The sequence below is a fragment of the Pseudoruminococcus massiliensis genome, assembly GCF_900291955.1.
Taxonomy (GTDB): domain Bacteria; phylum Bacillota; class Clostridia; order Oscillospirales; family Acutalibacteraceae; genus Pseudoruminococcus; species Pseudoruminococcus massiliensis.
Map to the genome: position 1 here is coordinate 199,720 of NZ_OLMR01000001.1, position 19,296 is coordinate 219,015.

Below are 19,296 nucleotides of genomic sequence, written 5' to 3' on the forward strand. Positions count from 1 at the left end.
ATCTCTCCTTGTATTTTTGCTTTATTTATATATAAAAATATCCTAAATTCATAGGATATGCAATAATTTATATAAGGCAATTTTATCACACATACCTATAAAATTCAAGCATATCGAAACAGACTCACAGGGTTTTTGAATGAGCAGACTAAAATGATATAATCAAGTAGAAATGGGTTATATAATAAAAAATTATATAGGAAATAGAAGATACACAAAGTGTTGATTATAATGCTTTTAGCGGTTATTTGTGGGGCACTATCGTTAAAAGTAGAAATATTAGCAAGAAAGAACGGTTATGATATACACCCCAAAAGTTAAACACTTTTGGGGTGTGTGGTGTGTATTATTTAAAATGGATATTACTGATAAACAACTCAAATGCTTGCTTGATAAAATGTTACAAATTAGTTTTGTTTATAATTTATCTGCTCATTTAAATTCCACCGAAAGAAGCAAATCAATATTGTCCATTGCCGTATGGTATTTTGACGGCGTGGCATATAGCACTTTGCCAACCATTACTAAGTTTGAAAGCGGGAAAAAATATGTATATTCTGTTATGTTGTTGCCAAAAATCGGATATACCTTCAGCAAGGAAGTCACCGTTACAGTGAACGGAAACACAGTGACAGCAGTTCCCGCCACAGACGGATATCTGAGTCTTCCTAATGTAAAAACTATTACGCCGACCGCAATCACTCAGGTAAACATTGAGAGCCTATATAATTATGGTGTAGGCGATTTTCCCAGAAAAACGGCAGAACCGTTTGATGAAGAAGCAGACAAATATGAGATTGCCCACGAATTCTGTAAATAAATGGAAAACAGCAATCCTGTTGCGTTCTGGTACTCTGACGAAAACAAATATATTCCATCTATGAAGAAAATCACACAGTTTGAAGCAGTTAAAGACTATATGTATTACATTGAGTTGAGAGCAAAAGCTAGATACACTTTCGCTGACAACTTGAGTATAAGAAAGCTTTATTGGGAGAAATTCCATATTTCTTGCATATTCTTAATATGTTTTCCTAAATAGTACAAACTGACTATTGTCCACTTATATTTTTGAATGTATTTCGGATTTCTTGAAGACATTTTTTATTCCTCTTATTACAAAAAGCACCAATCGATTCATTCAACCGATTGGTACTTTATTTTGTTATGTATTAAAAGTTTTATATCTTAGCTTTCATCTGATATAATCTTCATAGCATTCTTCGTCATAGAATTCCTTGACGAAGAATGTACAACAACATCATTCTCAGGCATAATGAAGCTGAGAACATATCCCTTTTCATTATCGTAGCTAAGCATCAGCTCTGCTCCCTCTAACCAAAACGAATAGTCCGTATCGGTTGCTAACATAGAGTAATATAATATAACCTTTTCTCCAGCACAGTATCGGTCTTTTGCGTTCGTATACCAAAATTTTTTACCGCAGTAATCAACCTTATACTTCTTTTTAAACAAATACATCACCTCCCTTCTGAATTATGTCACTCAACATTTTTCATAATCTTTATGCCAATCCAAATAAAGAAAATTGTTGCAATTATCAATACAATCATCGCCACTAACAGATTCCATAGTCCAATTAACGCACTTAATGCAGGTGAAACTGCCAAAAGTGCAATCACCTTTGCAAGTTGCATCATATACTTCTTTTCATTCTTGAGCTTATGTAATCTTATATAATTATTATAACATAAACTTTCAAAAAGTGAATCATAAATATGATATTTTGTTTTAAATCGGATAGTTATCTGTTTTTATGATTTTTTATTTTTGCAAATTACAATAGCAAATTGCGAGAAATATATAACTCCTTATAACTTATACATATTTAACAATATCAAATAACCTATATATTCCTGCCTCTATTTAATATAATCAATGGAAACTCTTATTTCTTATTTTAAAAATTTAAGAATTTAAGAATCTTAATATTTTACACCAAATTCCCGAAAAAATATAAAAATTTATACTAATAAGATTATTATATTAAAAAATATAAGTACAGTATTTATCAGTGTTTAAAAGGATTTAAAAGGTTATAAAATTAATAGTTGCATTTTGATAAAAAACTACCTTTTCAATAAATCAAGTCCATAAAAGCCGTATAACCAAGCCATTTATAAGCACTTTGAGTTCTAAGAATTTTAATTTTGACACCTATTTGACACCAAAGTTTAAGAAAGCCTTTAATCGTGATTTTATCTTAAAAAATATAATAATTTTTTAGAGCTGAAAATTTAAAGTGTTATGTGTAGATGAACCACTTAATATTACACTATTAAGCAATATCTATCTTCAAAATGTAAATATGGGGTAATATGTTCTTATATGTAAAAAAGGTACAGCATAAAGCCATACCTTATAGTTATTGCAACTTGTTTTCATATTTTTTAACCAAATTATAAAATGTATTTCTTTTTAAGTTTAATATTTCCATTGCATAAGTTGCAGTGATTTTCTTATTTTTCCATTGGTTATATATTTCTACCCAATTTTCAGGAAATGTTTTAGGTGGTCTGCCTATTGCATTTCCTTTTTTGCCTATTCTTTTTCCGTCAATAATTTTCATTGAAGCAATTCCTTCAGCTTGTCTTTTTTTAATGCGTTTTCGCTCATCTTCAGCTATTGATGTGAGAACTTCAATGATGATGTTATTAACCATATCAAAAATCCACTCATTACCTTCTACATTATTTAATGTACTTGGTATATCTAATATTTTTACCTTTACACCTATTGATTGAAAATATCTTAATTCCTCTTTTAACTGTTCTTTATTTCTTCCTAATCTATCAAGTGAAGTTACATATAATGTATCACCTTTTATAAGTTTACCAATTCCACATTTTAATGATTTATAGCCATCTCGGTTAAAATCTTTACCACTCGCCTTATCTACGATAATCATATCTTCCGAAACATACTCACTTAAAGCTTGAATTTGCCTTGCAAGACTTTGTTCTTTAGTTGATACTCTTGCATAACCTACAATTTTACTCATAACAAACAACACTCCCGAAATTCATTTGAAATAATTATATCAAAAGTGTTTATATAAGTCAATGAGATTTATAAACATTTATAAATATTAGCATATAAAGTTTTATAAACATAAAATACACTGCTTTTTGATATTTAATAAAGTATACTTTTATAAACACTTATAACAATTTCAGCTTTTAAAATGATGAAATAAATATCGCTGTGTGTTTTTCGGACAGCGTTTTTAGAACTTAAAATAAACTAATCCAATCTTGATATTCTTATCTCAATTACAAAATGTTATTGAGTTTTGAATCCTTATTGAGCGTATGCTTGGCGGACTCTCAATATTGTTACTTCTATCTCTTAACGATTAGACACATAATCTTAATGTTGGTTTTAGCTTTTTTAAAAAACAATCTATCTTAATTAACAAAGGGGTAACATCTCGTTACCCCATATCTATCCTATAATCAATATTAGCTCAACTAATACCAATAAGCTATTTAAAAGTATATCATACATTAAAGCATAATCATTAAGTCAATAGTTGTATTCCGCTCTCGTGATTAAGTACATCTAATATAACTACTTAACCTAAAGCATTTTAACTTTTGAGAGCGGTAATAATATGTCATAATTCTTATTATGAAAAATAAAACACGAATTTTATTCACTATTATTTTTACTCCTTTATTTATTTTTATGACATTTTATACATTTGCAAAAGAAAGTGCACTGCTATTCAACACAACTTGTCTTTCTTTTTCGCTCCATGACATCACCCAGCCTTCTGTTTCTTGCTTTAAATATTTTATTTCAAAATTCATCCAAATTTTATAATAATGTTTATCGCTATTACATAATTCAATAAATTTTTCTACAGTTTTATCAAGTGAACAATTTTCAAAAACCTTTCTTTCTTCACAATAATATGATAATTCCCAATCTGTTACTTCTTGCATAGGTTCATCAATAACAATAGTAAATTTATACCCTTGACCGCTTTTTATTGTTTTTGCTGCACTATTATATAAAAACGCATTAAGTGTTAATGACCTAAGAATTGCTGGTACATTTTTATCGCAATAAAAATCAGATACTGTACAAGTCCTTTTAAGAACCTCCTCTCTTTTCTTTTGTGCTTTCTCTTCTCGCATTCTAAAGGCTTCCCTTTTTCTTTGCTCCTGCTCTTTCAGATATTTATTATATCTTTTATTAGTAAAACATTGATTAGGATTGCTTCTTCCTATAATAAGCCCAAGTAAAAAATCTAACATAATTAACACCTCATCCATTTGTCAATATGTTTATTGCTTTTAAAGTAACTCGGATATATTTATTTCAAGTGGTGTAGCTTTATCTTTATAAATCCAAACGGGGATTATTTCGGTAAAATCATACTTTTCCATATCAAAATCTTCATCAAAGTGGTAAACTGTTACACTCTGCTTTTTAGGGTCTACTATCCAGTATTCACGCACACCATAAGCTTGATAAAGGTTTAGCTTTAATAAATAATCGTGTATAGCATTACTTGAAACAATTTCAATTATCCAATCAGGAGCACCAGAACAGCCTTTATCGGTTAGTTTACTTGAATCACATATTACGGATATATCAGGAATAACAACGGTACTTTCAGATAGCTTTACATCAAAAGGAGCGGTATATACTTCGCATTTTCCTTTGTTTTTTTTGATATAGTTGAATATTGTAGCTGACAATTCCATTGATATTTTTTGATGTATTCTAAGTGGTGACGGCGACATATCGTAGATAACACCTTCAATCAGTTCTACACAAGTTCCTTCGGGAAGTGCGTAAAAATCTTTTATTGTGTATTTAATATCCTTTGCCTGCATACTGTTTACCCCACTTTCATTTATTTTATTTCTTACTTTCCTATCATTTCATTATCTCGGCTTATAGTTTCTTTTATAGCTCTCTTTATGAAGCCGTTTAAACTCTCTCCTTTGCTTTCAGCGTGGGCTTGAATTTTTGCTTTAGAGCCTTTTTTAATAGCTATATTTATACGGTCATAAGCCTTTGCATTATATCTGTTATTTGCTTCAATTCGTGCTTTACTGTTATTTGGCATATTATAACCACCTTTTTATTTTTAGAATATACCTATCATATTTTATCATTATTTTATCACAGATTGATACACTTAACAAGTGTAAATATGTACAAAATATGTACTTAAACATTGTATAACATACCTATTGAATACAATTAAACAGTGTATTATAATAAATACAGCTAAGAAAACCAATCCATAATCTATTACTTAATTTTAAGTAATAATAATTAAGTACAAAGGAAAATAAGTATGAATATTGCATTTTGTGATGATGACAAAGCTACTCTTGAAAATTTAATAAAATTAACAAAAGATATTATTGCTAAGTATGATAATTACAATTTTGAGTTTAACTTCTTTGCTTATACCAGTCCATTAGAACTCTTAGAAGCACATTCAAAAAATCCTTTTGATGTTGTTTTTCTTGATATTGATATGCCAGAAATTAATGGATTAAACTCAGGTGACAAGCTATACACTCAAAATGAAAGCATTATTATTTTTTATGTAACAAACTATACAGAATTTATTGGTGAATCTATCAAGCATAGAGTATATCGTTTTATAAAAAAAGGAGATGAAAAAGCATTAACCGAAGGTATACAAGCTATGCTTGAAGATTTTGCTACACTTCATCAAAGATATGTCTATAAATACAAAGGACAATATTACAGTATAGTTTTAAATCGAATTTTTTATTGTGAAAGTAAAGGTCATAATATTAAAATTGTTACTGACAACGATATTTTTACTCAAAGAATTTTAATTAAAAATTTGATAAAAGAACTACCTCCTGTATTTTGTCGTTGTCACTCTGGATACATTGTTAATCTTAGAAAAATAAGAGATATAGAAAGAAACAAAATAACACTTATCAATGGTGTTGAAATTCCTATGAGTGCCAAATATTCAACTGAAGTGATTATTAAATTTACAACTTATTTTTAATACACTTAAACGAAAACCGCTCTCAAAGTAATAACTCTGAGAGCGGTTAATTTTTATTGAATTAAACATTAAAAATAAATCATTGTTTAACTCCAAGATAGTCCATAAGGGCATTTTGTAAAATTTTAGAACAATTTACATCATCTTTATCAGCCATATCTGCAAGCCAAGTTGGAAGTGAAAGTGTTTTTTACAAAACGATTATTTAGTTTATCACGAAACGACGACATAAACATTTCTATGACTGTTGGAACCTGATTTTTTCTAATACAATATCCTGAATTGCAGTTGGAGTGGGGATTTCTTCTTCACCTTCTTAGCTCAAATTCAAACTCATCAATTTTTTCGCATATATATAAGTAAATGAATATACTCTCCTCACAAATTTATGCACGCTTTTAATACCCTATTTCGTGCATAAACTATATTCCTTAAATATATAAAATAAGATTATATAAATATTATAACGGTCTGAAAATAAAAAATTGAGGTTGAAGGGTGAAAATCGAGGGCGGAATAGACTAAAAAATTAAGAAAAATTTTCTTTTAAGTGAATTAAATATCAGCTCATAGAATAACTCTATCTTGCTTGACTGCTCAATTTTGAGCGGCCTTCATATAAATTAGAATAGCTCTATTTCGCTCAAAATTGCCCTGTAACACATTTTATTCCGATTTTAGTATAGTTTATACCCTTTTATTTAAAACGCTTATAAGGCTTTAAAATCTAAGCATAACAATATATTTTTAGAAATTAAAAAATAAGCTGACAGAACACATTGTTCCATCAGCTTAAATATATAATATTGAGAGCGGTTTATTTATCATCATTTTCAATTAAATATCTATTTGGTGTTGGCTGTAAATCTTCCGTTTTACTAATATCTCTTCTATAATTTATACGAGGTGGAATATATTTTAATATTTTATCTTTTCCATAATGTTGATAATATCCTCTGACATACCAACAAGGTTTTATTTTCCGATAAATTCTTATGTTATCAATATTAGTTTTATGTGTTTCATCAGATAATACATATCTTGATATTTTTGATTTTAAAACGATTTTTTGCCTATAACCAGCATTACCATTTTTCTTTTTACTTTTTTTAGGTTCTTCTACCTTGATTAATTTATATTCAACATCTGGATTATAGTGCTGCATATAATAAGATATTGCATTTACAAGGTCGAGTGCAAATGTGCCTATTTGTCTTGCATAATCCGACATATTATAAATCCCATATTTTGCAGCCATTCGATTCTTAAAATCTATTGAATTATCATCATATTTATTTAACTTAACTTTTATACCATAAAATTCACCATCTTCACTCGGTGTGTTTTTATATACACATTCTACTGTCCATACTTTTTCAATCTTATTATCTTTCTCAGTTTCAAATACAGTTATTTCCCACTCGGTAGCAGAAAAATATTTTACATAATAATATCGAACAATATCTTCAGATAAACCATTTTCTTTCAATGCTTTATCTATAGCCTTTTTCTGGTCTTCGATAGAAAGATTAGAAAAATAAACAGTTTCCTCAAAACTCTTTTCTATAATCTTTCTATTTGCACCTTTTTCTGTTAATATAATTGTATAATCACTAAATAAAGGTGGAACATATTCTCTCCTGATGTGTTTTTCAAGAGAATCCCATATTTTTTCCAAAAAATTATTATCAACTTCAATAATAGTTTTACTTAAAATTTGTTGAAAAGAAATATCAGACATATATTTTCCACCTACTTTATATAAGTATTAGTTTATTCAAATTCAGTTTCAGGTGCAAGTGAAAGAATTTTTTGTCTTGATTGCTCATCAAGATTTTTACAACCTTTAAAAGCGTATTTACTTATATAATTTACGCTTTCAGGAATAGAAATACTTCTTAAATTAAAGCAATATATAAAAGCACTATCTTCTATTCTTTCTATTCCACTTTCGATTTTTACTGTACCTATATTTCTTTGAGAAAATGACATAAATATAATCTTTTTTATTTTAATAAATCCTATTTCATTTGGAATTATAATATCTACTGGTTCAATTTCTCTTTCCTCTGCTTCTTGCTGAAATATTTCATCATAATTGCTAATACTTGCTTCTTTATAATTATTTCTATCTAACCAAAGAGAAAATTTACCATATTTAGCGAATCTATATCCGTCTTTAGATGTGCTTATTTTAGTTTTTCCACTTTCCTTTTTCCTCTTTTTAGTTATTTCTCTATCCAATAAGTTTCTTTTATTTTCCTTATCGTTATACCATTCTTTTAGTGTTTCAAATGGTATTTCATAATGATTTGCAAATTCCGCTATTGTCATTCCTGAATTATCTATCACTTCTTTTACAGTCCACATAATTATACTTCCTTTCAAATATTAATTATTTTTATTCTTATTTTTCCATTGGCGATAATATAAAGCTTTTTCAGATATTTCATCATCTGGTAGTCCATATGCACCCTTTGCATATGGTGTATGAGCATTTAATACCTTCATACTTATATTTAATTGTTTACAAATCTCTTGATTAGTAAAACCTTGACATTTTAAATCAAATATATTATTGGCAAGTTCATCTTCTATGTCAATACCAGCAGATAATAAAGTTTTAATAACTTTAGAGTAAGATATTCCTAAATTTTTTCCAACCGCAGACTTAGAAGAAGCCGATTTATATTCATTGATTATATCTTTAAAACTTATTTTAAAATCTGCCTTCATATTATCACCACTAAATTATTAATAAAATTTTTTAAATTTTATATTTATCAAATACTTCTTTTCCAAGAATTTTTTCAAATTCTTTTTTCTTCTTTTCTTTTTCTTTACTTGCAAAATATTCTGCAATAAATTCACTCTTCTTTTTTAATAAACCTTTTTTACTAAAAATTAAATCAAATACGCCCCAAACACCAAGTAGAATTACAATTATATTACATATTAACCCCCAAATACTTGTATATTCTTCAAAACATTTAGATATATTAACAACCATATCGCATAGTGATATTAATATAATAATAAAAATTACTAATGTAAAAATAGTAAATATAATTTTCATTACATATCTTTTAATTTTATTTGCACTTTTAGATATTTCTGATATAGCATTGTCTATAGCTTTTTTATTTTTATCTTGTTCTTCTTGATATTTTTGAAGCATCTGCTCAGATTTTCCATATTCATTACCTAAATACATTTTTTTGATATAATTCTGTAATTCAGGCACATGACTTTCCTTTATATTTTTAGGATTACCATTTGTCATATTCATCAACTGCCGTCTACAATAAATATCAGTACGAATTGCAACTGCTTCTTCGTCAGATATGCCGCCATTTTTTCTATATTTTTCTACTATATCAAAAAAATTTTCCATAAATGTGTTGGATGGTTCAAGACTTATTAACGCATTTTCGATTAACTTAGATTTTGGATAGTCCTTATTTGTTGAATAATTTTTTATCCAAATAATTGATGACAAATCAATATCAGAAATTACACATGATATTTCATTTTTATTTCTCTGGCTAAAGAAACTATTTACATTTGCTTCTAATTTAGTATTAGGTGTAACAAAAATATATCCACATTTTTCAATTTCATTAGATTTATTTCCAGTTCTTAAAGCATAAATACTTGAAACACTATTAACATCTAAATCAAGTGCTTGTTGATTCTTATACAAAATATTATTTCCTATGAAATCTCGTAATTCTGCACAGTTAATATCACATTTTTTGTAATCATCTTCATTAAAATTTGGATTAATAATTTCAATCCCTATTGAAGAAATTCTTCTTTCTAATATTGCTAAAAAATTATCAACATCATTAGGTGTAAATCTTTGTTCATCCCACGCTTCAAGTGTATTAAATGATGTTGGTTTTTGATATGGATTTTCCAAATTGTGTTTATATGCTCTTAATATATTTTTTATTTCTAACATTGTATGTTGAAAACAGCACACCTTTGCACCTTTATTCTTTAACATTTCTATCATTTCAAGTGCATTCTCTTTTTCAGCTTTCAATTTAAATCCAAGAGCCTGAATGATAATTGTTGTGTCTAAAAAGAAAGAAGTATCTTTAAATTTAGATTTAACCATATTTCCAGTTTTTGACTCCGTAGATATAGCTGCTGACACAAAAAAACCTTTAACCATATCATTTATATAATCAAAAATAATGCTTTGTCTATTATTTTCATCTATTATAAAGTTTGCAATATAATAATCTAATTTTCCATTCTTCTGAGTTACCATTTCTAAAATTTTAGGATTTTTGACAACAATAAATCCTTTTGTTACAAAAAAATCTATTAAAGCTTTTATAGATTCATCTGTATTATAAGATGATTGAAAATGTTCATTTAAATATTGAGACAAAGATTCTCCAACTTTTTCTCTATGTTCTTTATATATTTGTCTTTGTTGATAAATCTTTTCTGCCTCAGAACTTAAAGATTTAATCAATATATAATTATTATGTTTTTTTATTAATATTTTAGGTGAAAGCCTATTCAATAAGCATCTAATAACATTTGTTGGATATTTACATATCCAAGAGCCTTGCATAAACGGTCTAACTTCAAATTAGGTCGTCAAAAACCAACCTATCTATTATATAGTGATAGGATTTTAACTCCTATCATACTAAGAATACCTTGTTTTGGAGCAATAGCTTATTGAAAGGGGTAAACGATTTATTCACACCTCTAACCTAATTAAATTCGTCTAAAGAAATCGACCAATGCCACGGTAGACCTAATGGAACAGCCCGCAAAAGATTTAACGACAATAAGGCACACTTTATTGAGGGTGTTGATTACTTCGTCCGAAAAACGGACGAAGCTGCAACAGAGTATGGAGTAATAGCTCCAAACGGCTTAACCCTCATTACCGAGAGCGGTTATCTAATGCTTGTGAAGTCCTTGAAATTTAATATAAATGTTAGTTTTTTACTATTTCTCTCTATTTTTTGTTATAATTCATACCTCAAAAAACAGATATATATAGTGTACGATTTTTTTCGTGCGGGAGAAGTCAAATTCTCTCAGCAGGGGCAGTCTTGCTATTTGGTCAATTACGCCAATACCACAGAAAGGAATAATTTTACTTGATGATTTTGAACAACATAGATTTTCAGTAAACAGGGCTATTTTACATATTTTATTATGGTTGCTTTGTAGCTAACCCTATGAAGTGGCATAGCTTGGTATCACAGATTAAATTTTTAGAATTATGAAAATGAGGAATAACAAATGAAAAACTTAACATTCAATTACAAGAATCAAGCATTTACTGATAGCACAATCATTGCACAAGGTGCAGAAGTCGAGCATAGAGCGGTAATACAACTTATAACAAACCATCTTGATGATGTATCGGAGTTTGGAAGGGTCGCATTTCAAATGATACCCTTTGAAACAAATGGAGGTATTCAAAAGATGAAAGTTTGTCGACTAAATGAGCAACAAGCAACTTTTGTAATATCACTTATGAAAAATACTAAACCTGTTGTAGAGTTCAAAAAAGAATTAGTAAAGCAATTCTACGAAATGAAACAAATCATTGAAAAGCTTGTAAAAATATCAGGGTACAATGCAAAATTAAACAAAGAAATAAAATTATTGTATGAAAATCCGAAAGATTATTATTTTATTAACGAAAATAAAATGATTAACTGTATTGTAACAGAAATGTCATCACAAAAGTTTAAACAAATAAATAATATTAAAAAAGGAACAATGCGAGAACATTTTTCATATGAACAGCTACAACTTTTAGAAAAAATCATAAAGAAAGATATATTCTTATTTAAACAATTTCCAAATTACGATTATAAACAGCGTAAGAACTATCTTGAAAATTATAAACTTGAATTAGAAAAAGTCAATAATAGAGAATAAATTGTAACCATTATATAAAAAAGAAAGGTAAGGCATTTATTATGAATAACAACTATGAGATTAACGAAATTGAGAACTACTTGAATGTATCAGGCAATAATACTAAAAACACAGACCTAAAAGCAATATCCAACACAAATAATGTAGAAAATTACACAGTATCTATTGACAAAAAAATATACCTAACCATCAAAGAAACTTCACTACTATTTAATATAGGCATAAGCAAGATAAGAAATCTTACTCAAGAGAGAGATTGCCCCTTTGTGCTATTTAATGGTAGCAAGTGTTTAATAAGTCGAAAGAAATTTGAGAAGTTCTTAGATAGCAAGCATTCTATATAGTAGGAACATATGTTCTTATTTCACTCGAAAGGATATGATAAAATGAATATATTAACTCCAATTAAAGCTATAAGTGCTAAGTGCCTTGATTGTTGTTGCGATAGTGTGAAAGAAGTCCGCTTGTGTCCTATCACTAACTGTGCTTTATACCCATATAGGCTCGGACACAGACCAAAGAAAGACAAATCAGATATTACAACTTATAGTAAAAACCCCTCTAAAGATAGCAATAAAAACGATTAAACAAATATAAAGTAGTTTTATAGAGAAAGGTGTATTGAATAAAAAATCCGCTTGTAGCTATGCGATAAATCAAAAAGAAAGCAAATTATCAATACACCGCTCTCATAACAAAGAAAGGATTTATTAAGAATGAAGAATATTATTACTGTTAATAACATTAAGTATGCAAGAATTGAGGAAACAAAAATGAACGCAGAAGATATTTACAATCTTTACTATGACTATATAAATGAAATAGTCGATTTTAAGAATATGTACCTTTGTAACCATAACATACAAGAGAATAAGCTAAGTAGTGACTTCTTAGATAATATTTATGATGATTTTGAAATTATAATATCAGAGAATTTCCCAATGCTTATTGAAGATGAGATTGAGAACCTTAGTTTAGCCTTTGTATGCCTATTTGTTCTATCAGAAGTGCCTAAGCTGCCTAATAAAGCATTTAGAGAGTTTATAAGGGATTTAGGCTTTTCTCCTACATATTGTATAGTTAAAGAAACCTATAACGAAAATGTAGCTAATAAGTTAGCTCTTGAATATGGTGGTACTCTTGTAGTTGATGAGAGCGGTAATATTATACCTGAATTTAACAACATATACGATAACAAGAACTATATAGATGAGCTATTTAACTTAGGAATGGTAAAAGAAGATACTACACCACTTAATAAAAGAGTAAGTATTGAAGATATACAAGACTATATATGCAACTATGCTGAAGATATTGAGTATAAGTATTCTATTATCAATGATTATATAGAAGATAAGTGCAATCAATTCTAAATTTATTAAGATACTAAGTTGAATTGTAAAGCCTTTAGTGCTATTATTTATTTGTCACATTAAAGGCTTTCTTTTCTTGTTATGAAAGGAATTTGATACTATGACAACAAAGAAAGCTATTAAAAGAAAAGATAATAAAGGCACTGTTTTAAAAGATGGTGAGTTTCAAAGAAAGGACGGTAGATATTGCTATAAGTATAAAGATTATAGAAGCAAAACAAATTATATTTATGCTAATACCTTAAATGAATTAAGAGAAAAAGAAAATCAATTACAAAAATCTCTTATGAAAGGCTTAGAATCTAATGATGTTAATTTAAATTATGTGTTTGAGTGTTGGTCTGAAATTCATCAAGTCAAGCCTTCTACAATGTCAAATTATATTGCTATGTATAATAAGCATATAAGGAATATTTTAGGTGATTTAAAAATTAAGGATATAAGATATTCCTTGATAGCTATTATTTATAAGAATTTGTTATCTAATGGTTTAAAATTAGGTAGTGTTAGAGATATACATAACTTACTTCATTCTATAATTGATTTAGCTGTTAAAGATAATTTAATAGCTAAAAATCCTTGTGATGGTGCTTTAGATGGAGTTAAAAAGTTTGCTAAGCCCACAGAGAAAAAACAAGCCTTAACCACTAAACAACAATCAATATTCTTTGAATATATCAAATCTTCAAGGTATAGAGGTTGGTTGCCATTGTTTACAGTTTTATTCGGTACTGGTTGCCGTATAGGTGAAATATTAGGCTTAACTTGGAATGATATAGATTTTAAAAATAATCTTATATCTATCAATCATACATTAGAATACATAAGAGTTCCAAATGAAAAATATAAAATAAATATAAGCACACCAAAGACTAAAACAAGTGTTAGGCATATACCAATGCTTGATGAAGTTAGAAAAGCTTTACTTAATATAAGAGAATTTCAGCTTAACACAACATTGAATACTTTAAAAGTTGATGGATATACAGGTTTTATTTTCACAAATAAAAATGGCAATTTATATTATAAGAATAATATTAACAATGCAATAAACAATATAGTTAATTCTTATAATAAGCGTGAAACTGAAATAGCAAAATCAGAGAATAGAGAACCTGAATTATTACCACATTTTTCTTGTCATATAGCAAGGCACTCATTCGCTACTCGTTTATTTGAGAATGAAGCTAATATAAAAACTATATCTGAACTTTTAGGACACAGTAATATATCAACAACTATGAATATTTACACAGATGTTTCTATTGACAAAAAACAAGAAGCTATAAAAGAAATTCAAGGCAAAATAAAAATATCATAAACTAAGTATTATTATAATTATACTCACCTAATATTATGTGATACAAATTATGCAAATAAATATTATATATCCAATGTATATGGTTGTTTTGCATTTTGACACCTAAAAAAATTATCCCTTAAAAAATAACCTCTATTTTATGCGGTTTATAGGCTTAATTTTGACACCTATTTTACACCAAATTCCCGAAAAAATATAAAAATTTATACTAATAAGATTATTATATTAAAAAATATAAGTACAGTATTTATCAGTGTTTAAAAGGATTTAACAAGTTATAAAATTAAGGGTTGCATTTTGATAAAAAATAATATAAAATCATATGGTAACTCAAGATTATCCAATATATATCTTGTGAAATTTTGAAAATCAGAAAGGATATTTTTTTATGAGCAATCCTATTGTTACTTTTACTATGGAAAACGGCGATGTTATTAAGGCTGAGCTTTACCCTGAAATCGCACCAAATACAGTAAATAACTTTATCTCTCTTGTTAAAAAGGGATATTATAATGGTCTTATCTTCCACCGTGTAATAAACGGCTTTATGATTCAGGGCGGTTGCCCAGAAGGAACAGGCTTTGGTGGACCTGGTTACAGCATAAAGGGCGAATTTACAATGAACGGATTTAATAATAGCCTTAAACATACTGAAGGCGTTCTTTCCATGGCTCGTTCAGGTAATCCTAATTCTGCTGGCTCACAGTTTTTTATTATGCACAAGAATGCTCCACATCTTGACGGTCAGTATGCTTCATTCGGCAAGGTAATTGATGGTATGGATATCGTAAATAAGATTGCTGAGTGTGATACAGATTTCACAGATAAGCCACTTGTTCCACAGATTATGAAGAATGTAACAATTGATACAATGGGCATCGACTATTCCGAGCCTGAAACTTGCTAATTCAAAATTTATAAATTGAAACTCCTTTTGCTGATTAACTAATAGCAAAAGGAGTTTTTATGATATAAAAAAACGGCAAAAGCTACAAAAACTCTTGCCGTCATTTTATGATAATTCAGTACTATAAGCTGTTAAAAAGTTATCACTTTTCGTCTTTTTTATCCTCAGGCTTCTTTGCATCACCCATATCACCAAGAAGATTAAAACGGAAAAGTCTTGTTTCATCTTCTGGCTTAGAGCAGATAATGTAAGCATCACTGATTTTTCCGCCCTCAATAAGCTTAGTAAGACCAACGAGCTGGCAAAGCTTACTCTTGAGGTTAAGGTGGTCTCCGTCACGAGTTACGAGGAAAACATCTCCCTCACAAGTATCAAGAACCGAAAGGAAGGACTGAACATCAATATTGTGTAATTCGAGCATAGGTGCCATAATAGAATTCCTCCTCTAAAATTATTAACTTAATTTAGATGTAACACTTTTTCTGTTACAAATATATTATAGCACAAAAATCATACTTGTCAATCACAAAGCCCCTTACATAATCTTAATTTGTTTAATATTTCAATTCTTAGAGATATATAATTCTATTAATTCTGCATAAAACTTCCTATAAATTTTTATGCAAATCGAAGGCTTTTCAGCGATTAAGTCAGTTAGGGGAAGTTATTTTTGTTTTCTATGCTGAAATTTCAAAAACCTATAAATTTTATAGATTATTTCAAATTACAAACTAATTATTTTGCTGGGAAGAAGAAATTTACAGTCATATCAAGGTAGTTAAGACCACTATATTCGGGATATTTCTCATTGACCTTTTTCTTCATTTCATCAGCGTTATCACACTCAAGAGCGATTTCCTTTATATTATTAAGATAATCTACCTTAGTTCTGACATCTTTCAAATCTTCTGGTGTATAGTGAGAAGTCAAGACGAGGTCAAAGCCCTTGCGAATATAGTAATTAAGCTGAGAAATAATTCCATCTGCGTGTGGGCAACCTGCTACAATAGAGTGGCAGTCATGACCAAGCATATGAGTATAAACACAGTTAATTTCAGGAATTTCTATATCATATGCCTCGGCATTAGATTTAATATTAAGCTTAATGCCAGCAATCTCAAACTCTCCATCTTCGATAAGCCCTGCCTTGCAAACAGATGAATCAAATATCTCACCAAAAGCATTTGTAAAGTTTTTGATAAGACCTGCACCACCTCCGACACTATTATACTCTAATGATGATTTAGTACCATAGGCAGTAACCTCAGGCATAAAGCTTGCACCAGCAGCGTGATAAGCGACCATCTTTCCGACAAGCTCAATGTTATTTTCTTTGATAAAAGCAGTAAGCTCTTCAATGTTATCATAGAAGCAAGGAAGTTCTATGCAAACGCCCTTTCCATTTTTTACAAGAATAAAAACCTCATCATCTATAAGGTCATTTGTTTTATAAGCATAAAGCTTAACTGCACCAAAATCATATTCGCTAACTACACCCTTGTTTAAAGCAGTTGTCTTACAATTTTCCTTTTTCATATTAAATTACCTCCGTAATAGTTATTTGTGTTGTAACTATCTTTATTACAATTAGAATATATCACATCATCGTTGTAATGTCAATGGTTACAACTATTTTTTTTAAAAAAAATTTCCGCACCCTCTTGGATACGGAAGTCAATTAATTTTCTTCTCTTATAAATTTTTGTGTATCAGAAATTATTTCAGCTAAGGTAATATTTTTCATTTCTTTTTCCATAGCCCTTTGTACTCTTTCAAGTTTTTCATCAAGAGCATTATGAATATTTCTACCCACAGGACAATTTGGGTTCGGATTCTCGTGAAAATGAAAAAGCTCACCATTATCTACACATTCAACAGCATTATAAATATCAAGCAAAGTTATCTCATCAAGAGGCTTTGCAATTTCTGCACCACCACTTCCACGAGCAACATTCACAATTCCTGCGGCTTTAAGTTGTTGCAATATTCTTCTTATTATAACAGGATTAACATTAACGCTTCCTGCAAGGAAATCGCTTGTTAGTTTATAGCTATCTTTAAATGTATCTATACAATCTAAAATATGTACAGCTATTGTAAGTCTGCTTGAAATCTGCATAAAAAATCTCCTTATCAAATTTCTTGAAGTAATTATATCACTCACATATATTAAGTGTCAATTTAGCTTTAAAAATAAAAATGCGAACCTCGTTTTGAGATTCGCATTTCTTAATTTTATATATTACTTTAAGCCCGCATAGCCCATAAGATACTCGTCTACATCAGCGGCAGCATCTCTGCCCTCTCTGATAGCCCATACAACAAGAGATTGTCCTCTGTGCATATCTCCTGCTGTGAATACCTTTTCAACATTTGTCTTAAACTTGCCAGCCTCAGTTGCAACATTGCTTCTTGCATTAGTTTCAACGCCAAAAGCATCTGCAATATATCCCTTAGGACCTAAGAAGCCTGCTGCAATAAGTACAAGCTCTGCCTCAAGATATTGCTCTGAGCCTTCAACTGTCTGCATAACATTTCTGCCATTCTCGTCCTTGACGAAATGAACATTAACAATAACAACACCCTTGAGATTACCGCCCTCGTCCTTGACAAATTCCTTAACAGTTGTCTGATAGCGTCTTGGGTCTGAGCCAAATACAGTAATAGCCTCCTGTTGACCGTAGTCTGTCTTACAGATGCGAGGCCATTCAGGCCAAGGGTTATTCTCTGCTCTGCTATCAGGGAGCTTAGGCATCATTTCAAGCTGAATAACAGACTTACAGCCATGACGGATAGATGTGCCAACGCAGTCGTTACCTGTATCACCGCCACCGATAATTATAACATTCTTATCTTTTGCAGAAATATAATTTCCGTCCTCAAGATTAGAATTTAAAAGACTTTTTGTTGTTGATGTAAGGAAGTCAACCGCAAAGTAGATTCCGTTTGCATCTCTTCCAGAAACATTTATATCACGAGGATTTCCTGCACCACAAGCAAGAACGACAGCATCGTAATCATTGAGAATTGAATTAGCATCGTAATTTTCGCCTACATTTGCGTTTGTTACGAAATTAACTCCCTCTGCCTTCATAAGCTCTATTCGTCTTTCGATAATATGCTTTTCAAGCTTCATATTAGGGATACCATACATAAGAAGTCCGCCAAGACGGTCGTCCTTTTCGTATACAGTAACGCTGTGACCTCTCATATTAAGTTGAGCCGCACAAGCAAGGCCAGAAGGACCTGAACCAATAACAGCAACTCTCTTGCCTGTTCTGACTTTCGGAGGATTAGGCTTAATCATACCAGTTTCAAAAGCGTTTTCGATAATGAAGTTTTCATTTTCCTTAACGCTTACTGGCAAGCCATTAAGTCCACAAGTACAAGCTGCCTCACAAAGTGCAGGACAAACTCTTGAAGTAAACTCCGGAAAGTTATTTGTCATCAAAAGACGATGAGCAGCCGCATCAAATTCACCTGTATATACCAGCTCATTCCACTCTGGGATAAGATTGTTGAGCGGACAGCCCGAAACCATACCCATAATCGGCCTGCCGTTCTGACAAAACGGTACACCGCAGTCCATACATCTTGCAGCCTGCTTCTGTCGTTCTTCAGCCTGCATAGGTGTATGAAATTCGTTAAAATTCTTTATTCTCTCTGAAGGCTCTGAACCTTTGTTATTTTTTCTTTCAAATTCCATAAAACCTGTTGGTTTAGCCATTTTGTC

At 29.7% G+C, this 19,296-nt stretch carries 23 protein-coding genes; 9 read left to right on the forward strand and 14 right to left on the reverse strand.

Going from position 1 to position 19,296, the window contains the following annotated elements; genetic code table 11:
- The first annotated feature begins 355 nt into the window (after window positions 1-355).
- Window positions 356-820 carry a hypothetical protein gene (locus C9914_RS00865; RefSeq protein WP_158707302.1) on the forward strand — a complete coding sequence of 155 codons (465 nt, stop codon included), beginning with the start codon at window positions 356-358 and terminating at the stop codon, window positions 818-820.
- 368 nt (window positions 821-1,188) lie between these two features.
- Here the strand turns inward: C9914_RS00865 and C9914_RS00875 are convergent, their stop codons facing one another.
- The 6 genes from C9914_RS00875 to C9914_RS00895 all read right to left on the reverse strand — a co-directional run bounded on the left by C9914_RS00875 (window position 1,189) and on the right by C9914_RS00895 (window position 5,104).
- A complete protein-coding gene (locus tag C9914_RS00875; RefSeq protein WP_106762802.1) occupies window positions 1,189-1,476 on the reverse strand; it encodes a hypothetical protein in 288 nt (95 codons plus the stop codon).
- A 26-nt stretch (window positions 1,477-1,502) separates the two neighbouring features.
- Window positions 1,503-1,661 (reverse strand): hypothetical protein, encoded by a 159-nt coding sequence (locus C9914_RS11430; protein ID WP_158707303.1) that lies wholly within the window; start codon window positions 1,659-1,661, stop codon window positions 1,503-1,505.
- 725 nt (window positions 1,662-2,386) lie between these two features.
- Window positions 2,387-3,022, reverse strand: coding sequence for a recombinase family protein (locus C9914_RS00880; protein ID WP_106762803.1), 636 nt, complete (start codon window positions 3,020-3,022; stop codon window positions 2,387-2,389).
- A gap of 694 nt (window positions 3,023-3,716) precedes the next feature.
- Window positions 3,717-4,283 (reverse strand): hypothetical protein, encoded by a 567-nt coding sequence (locus tag C9914_RS00885; protein WP_106762805.1) that lies wholly within the window; start codon window positions 4,281-4,283, stop codon window positions 3,717-3,719.
- Between the two features lie 39 nt (window positions 4,284-4,322).
- Window positions 4,323-4,868 (reverse strand): Uma2 family endonuclease, encoded by a 546-nt coding sequence (locus C9914_RS00890; RefSeq protein WP_106762806.1) that lies wholly within the window; start codon window positions 4,866-4,868, stop codon window positions 4,323-4,325.
- A gap of 32 nt (window positions 4,869-4,900) precedes the next feature.
- Window positions 4,901-5,104, reverse strand: a complete 204-nt coding sequence (locus C9914_RS00895; RefSeq protein ID WP_106762808.1) for a hypothetical protein — start codon at window positions 5,102-5,104, stop codon at window positions 4,901-4,903.
- Between the two features lie 234 nt (window positions 5,105-5,338).
- Here C9914_RS00895 and C9914_RS00900 point away from each other — a divergent pair, with 234 nt between their 5' ends.
- Window positions 5,339-6,037 carry a LytR/AlgR family response regulator transcription factor gene (locus C9914_RS00900; RefSeq protein WP_106762810.1) on the forward strand — a complete coding sequence of 233 codons (699 nt, stop codon included), beginning with the start codon at window positions 5,339-5,341 and terminating at the stop codon, window positions 6,035-6,037.
- A gap of 817 nt (window positions 6,038-6,854) precedes the next feature.
- Here C9914_RS00900 and C9914_RS00905 read toward each other — a convergent pair.
- The 4 genes from C9914_RS00905 to C9914_RS00920 are packed head-to-tail and all read right to left on the reverse strand — an operon-like array spanning window position 6,855 to window position 10,628.
- Window positions 6,855-7,778, reverse strand: coding sequence for a hypothetical protein (locus tag C9914_RS00905; RefSeq protein ID WP_106762811.1), 924 nt, complete (start codon window positions 7,776-7,778; stop codon window positions 6,855-6,857).
- 32 nt (window positions 7,779-7,810) lie between these two features.
- A complete protein-coding gene (locus tag C9914_RS00910) occupies window positions 7,811-8,407 on the reverse strand; it encodes a leucine-rich repeat protein (RefSeq protein WP_106762813.1) in 597 nt (198 codons plus the stop codon).
- Window positions 8,408-8,428: 21 nt separating this feature from the next.
- On the reverse strand, window positions 8,429-8,773 hold the full coding sequence (locus C9914_RS00915; protein ID WP_106762815.1) for a hypothetical protein: 345 nt from the start codon (window positions 8,771-8,773) through the stop codon (window positions 8,429-8,431).
- Window positions 8,774-8,804: 31 nt separating this feature from the next.
- Window positions 8,805-10,628, reverse strand: a complete 1,824-nt coding sequence (locus C9914_RS00920; protein ID WP_106762816.1) for a hypothetical protein — start codon at window positions 10,626-10,628, stop codon at window positions 8,805-8,807.
- Between the two features lie 167 nt (window positions 10,629-10,795).
- On the opposite strand from C9914_RS00920, the gene C9914_RS11985 reads away from it, so the two are divergent.
- The 7 genes from C9914_RS11985 to C9914_RS00950 all read left to right on the forward strand — a co-directional run bounded on the left by C9914_RS11985 (window position 10,796) and on the right by C9914_RS00950 (window position 15,563).
- Window positions 10,796-11,173: an ORF6N domain-containing protein gene (locus C9914_RS11985; protein WP_106762818.1), complete on the forward strand. Its 378-nt coding sequence runs from the start codon at window positions 10,796-10,798 to the stop codon at window positions 11,171-11,173.
- 141 nt (window positions 11,174-11,314) lie between these two features.
- Window positions 11,315-11,962, forward strand: coding sequence for a Rha family transcriptional regulator (locus C9914_RS00930; RefSeq protein ID WP_106762820.1), 648 nt, complete (start codon window positions 11,315-11,317; stop codon window positions 11,960-11,962).
- A gap of 41 nt (window positions 11,963-12,003) precedes the next feature.
- Window positions 12,004-12,306: an excisionase gene (locus C9914_RS00935; protein ID WP_242972029.1), complete on the forward strand. Its 303-nt coding sequence runs from the start codon at window positions 12,004-12,006 to the stop codon at window positions 12,304-12,306.
- A 42-nt stretch (window positions 12,307-12,348) separates the two neighbouring features.
- The gene (locus C9914_RS11435) at window positions 12,349-12,549 is read left to right on the forward strand and encodes a hypothetical protein (protein ID WP_158707304.1); all 201 of its coding nucleotides are present in this window, start codon (window positions 12,349-12,351) and stop codon (window positions 12,547-12,549) included.
- A gap of 129 nt (window positions 12,550-12,678) precedes the next feature.
- Window positions 12,679-13,335, forward strand: a complete 657-nt coding sequence (locus C9914_RS00940) for a hypothetical protein (RefSeq protein WP_106762821.1) — start codon at window positions 12,679-12,681, stop codon at window positions 13,333-13,335.
- 100 nt (window positions 13,336-13,435) lie between these two features.
- A complete protein-coding gene (locus tag C9914_RS00945; RefSeq protein WP_106762823.1) occupies window positions 13,436-14,656 on the forward strand; it encodes a site-specific integrase in 1,221 nt (406 codons plus the stop codon).
- Window positions 14,657-15,044: 388 nt separating this feature from the next.
- Window positions 15,045-15,563, forward strand: coding sequence for a peptidylprolyl isomerase (locus C9914_RS00950; RefSeq protein ID WP_022264950.1), 519 nt, complete (start codon window positions 15,045-15,047; stop codon window positions 15,561-15,563).
- A 142-nt stretch (window positions 15,564-15,705) separates the two neighbouring features.
- On the opposite strand, the gene C9914_RS00955 is transcribed toward C9914_RS00950, so the two are convergent.
- The 4 genes from C9914_RS00955 to C9914_RS00970 form a co-directional block, all read right to left on the reverse strand.
- Window positions 15,706-15,993 (reverse strand): hypothetical protein, encoded by a 288-nt coding sequence (locus C9914_RS00955; protein WP_022264951.1) that lies wholly within the window; start codon window positions 15,991-15,993, stop codon window positions 15,706-15,708.
- Between the two features lie 305 nt (window positions 15,994-16,298).
- Window positions 16,299-17,099, reverse strand: a complete 801-nt coding sequence (locus C9914_RS00960) for a hypothetical protein (protein ID WP_022264952.1) — start codon at window positions 17,097-17,099, stop codon at window positions 16,299-16,301.
- Window positions 17,100-17,241: 142 nt separating this feature from the next.
- Window positions 17,242-17,682 (reverse strand): Rrf2 family transcriptional regulator, encoded by a 441-nt coding sequence (locus C9914_RS00965; protein ID WP_022264953.1) that lies wholly within the window; start codon window positions 17,680-17,682, stop codon window positions 17,242-17,244.
- 123 nt (window positions 17,683-17,805) lie between these two features.
- On the reverse strand, window positions 17,806-19,290 hold the full coding sequence (locus C9914_RS00970; protein WP_106762827.1) for a glutamate synthase subunit beta: 1,485 nt from the start codon (window positions 19,288-19,290) through the stop codon (window positions 17,806-17,808).
- Window positions 19,291-19,296: the final 6 nt, after the last annotated feature.

Excerpts from the sequence above, each read along its gene's own strand:
- C9914_RS00865 (WP_158707302.1), top strand. The coding sequence starts at position 356 with ATGGATATTACTGATAAACAACTCAAATGCTTGCTTGATAAAATGTTA.
- C9914_RS11430 (WP_158707303.1), bottom strand. The coding sequence starts at position 1,661 with ATGATGCAACTTGCAAAGGTGATTGCACTTTTGGCAGTTTCACCTGCA.
- C9914_RS00880 (WP_106762803.1), bottom strand. The coding sequence starts at position 3,022 with ATGAGTAAAATTGTAGGTTATGCAAGAGTATCAACTAAAGAACAAAGT.
- C9914_RS00885 (WP_106762805.1), bottom strand. The coding sequence starts at position 4,283 with ATGTTAGATTTTTTACTTGGGCTTATTATAGGAAGAAGCAATCCTAAT.
- C9914_RS00890 (WP_106762806.1), bottom strand. The coding sequence starts at position 4,868 with ATGCAGGCAAAGGATATTAAATACACAATAAAAGATTTTTACGCACTT.
- C9914_RS00895 (WP_106762808.1), bottom strand. The coding sequence starts at position 5,104 with ATGCCAAATAACAGTAAAGCACGAATTGAAGCAAATAACAGATATAAT.
- C9914_RS00900 (WP_106762810.1), top strand. The coding sequence starts at position 5,339 with ATGAATATTGCATTTTGTGATGATGACAAAGCTACTCTTGAAAATTTA.
- C9914_RS00905 (WP_106762811.1), bottom strand. The coding sequence starts at position 7,778 with ATGTCTGATATTTCTTTTCAACAAATTTTAAGTAAAACTATTATTGAA.
- C9914_RS00910 (WP_106762813.1), bottom strand. The coding sequence starts at position 8,407 with ATGTGGACTGTAAAAGAAGTGATAGATAATTCAGGAATGACAATAGCG.
- C9914_RS00915 (WP_106762815.1), bottom strand. The coding sequence starts at position 8,773 with ATGAAGGCAGATTTTAAAATAAGTTTTAAAGATATAATCAATGAATAT.
- C9914_RS00920 (WP_106762816.1), bottom strand. The coding sequence starts at position 10,628 with ATGCAAGGCTCTTGGATATGTAAATATCCAACAAATGTTATTAGATGC.
- C9914_RS00930 (WP_106762820.1), top strand. The coding sequence starts at position 11,315 with ATGAAAAACTTAACATTCAATTACAAGAATCAAGCATTTACTGATAGC.
- C9914_RS00935 (WP_242972029.1), top strand. The coding sequence starts at position 12,004 with ATGAATAACAACTATGAGATTAACGAAATTGAGAACTACTTGAATGTA.
- C9914_RS11435 (WP_158707304.1), top strand. The coding sequence starts at position 12,349 with ATGAATATATTAACTCCAATTAAAGCTATAAGTGCTAAGTGCCTTGAT.
- C9914_RS00940 (WP_106762821.1), top strand. The coding sequence starts at position 12,679 with ATGAAGAATATTATTACTGTTAATAACATTAAGTATGCAAGAATTGAG.
- C9914_RS00945 (WP_106762823.1), top strand. The coding sequence starts at position 13,436 with ATGACAACAAAGAAAGCTATTAAAAGAAAAGATAATAAAGGCACTGTT.
- C9914_RS00950 (WP_022264950.1), top strand. The coding sequence starts at position 15,045 with ATGAGCAATCCTATTGTTACTTTTACTATGGAAAACGGCGATGTTATT.
- C9914_RS00955 (WP_022264951.1), bottom strand. The coding sequence starts at position 15,993 with ATGGCACCTATGCTCGAATTACACAATATTGATGTTCAGTCCTTCCTT.
- C9914_RS00960 (WP_022264952.1), bottom strand. The coding sequence starts at position 17,099 with ATGAAAAAGGAAAATTGTAAGACAACTGCTTTAAACAAGGGTGTAGTT.
- C9914_RS00965 (WP_022264953.1), bottom strand. The coding sequence starts at position 17,682 with ATGCAGATTTCAAGCAGACTTACAATAGCTGTACATATTTTAGATTGT.
- C9914_RS00970 (WP_106762827.1), bottom strand. The coding sequence starts at position 19,290 with ATGGCTAAACCAACAGGTTTTATGGAATTTGAAAGAAAAAATAACAAA.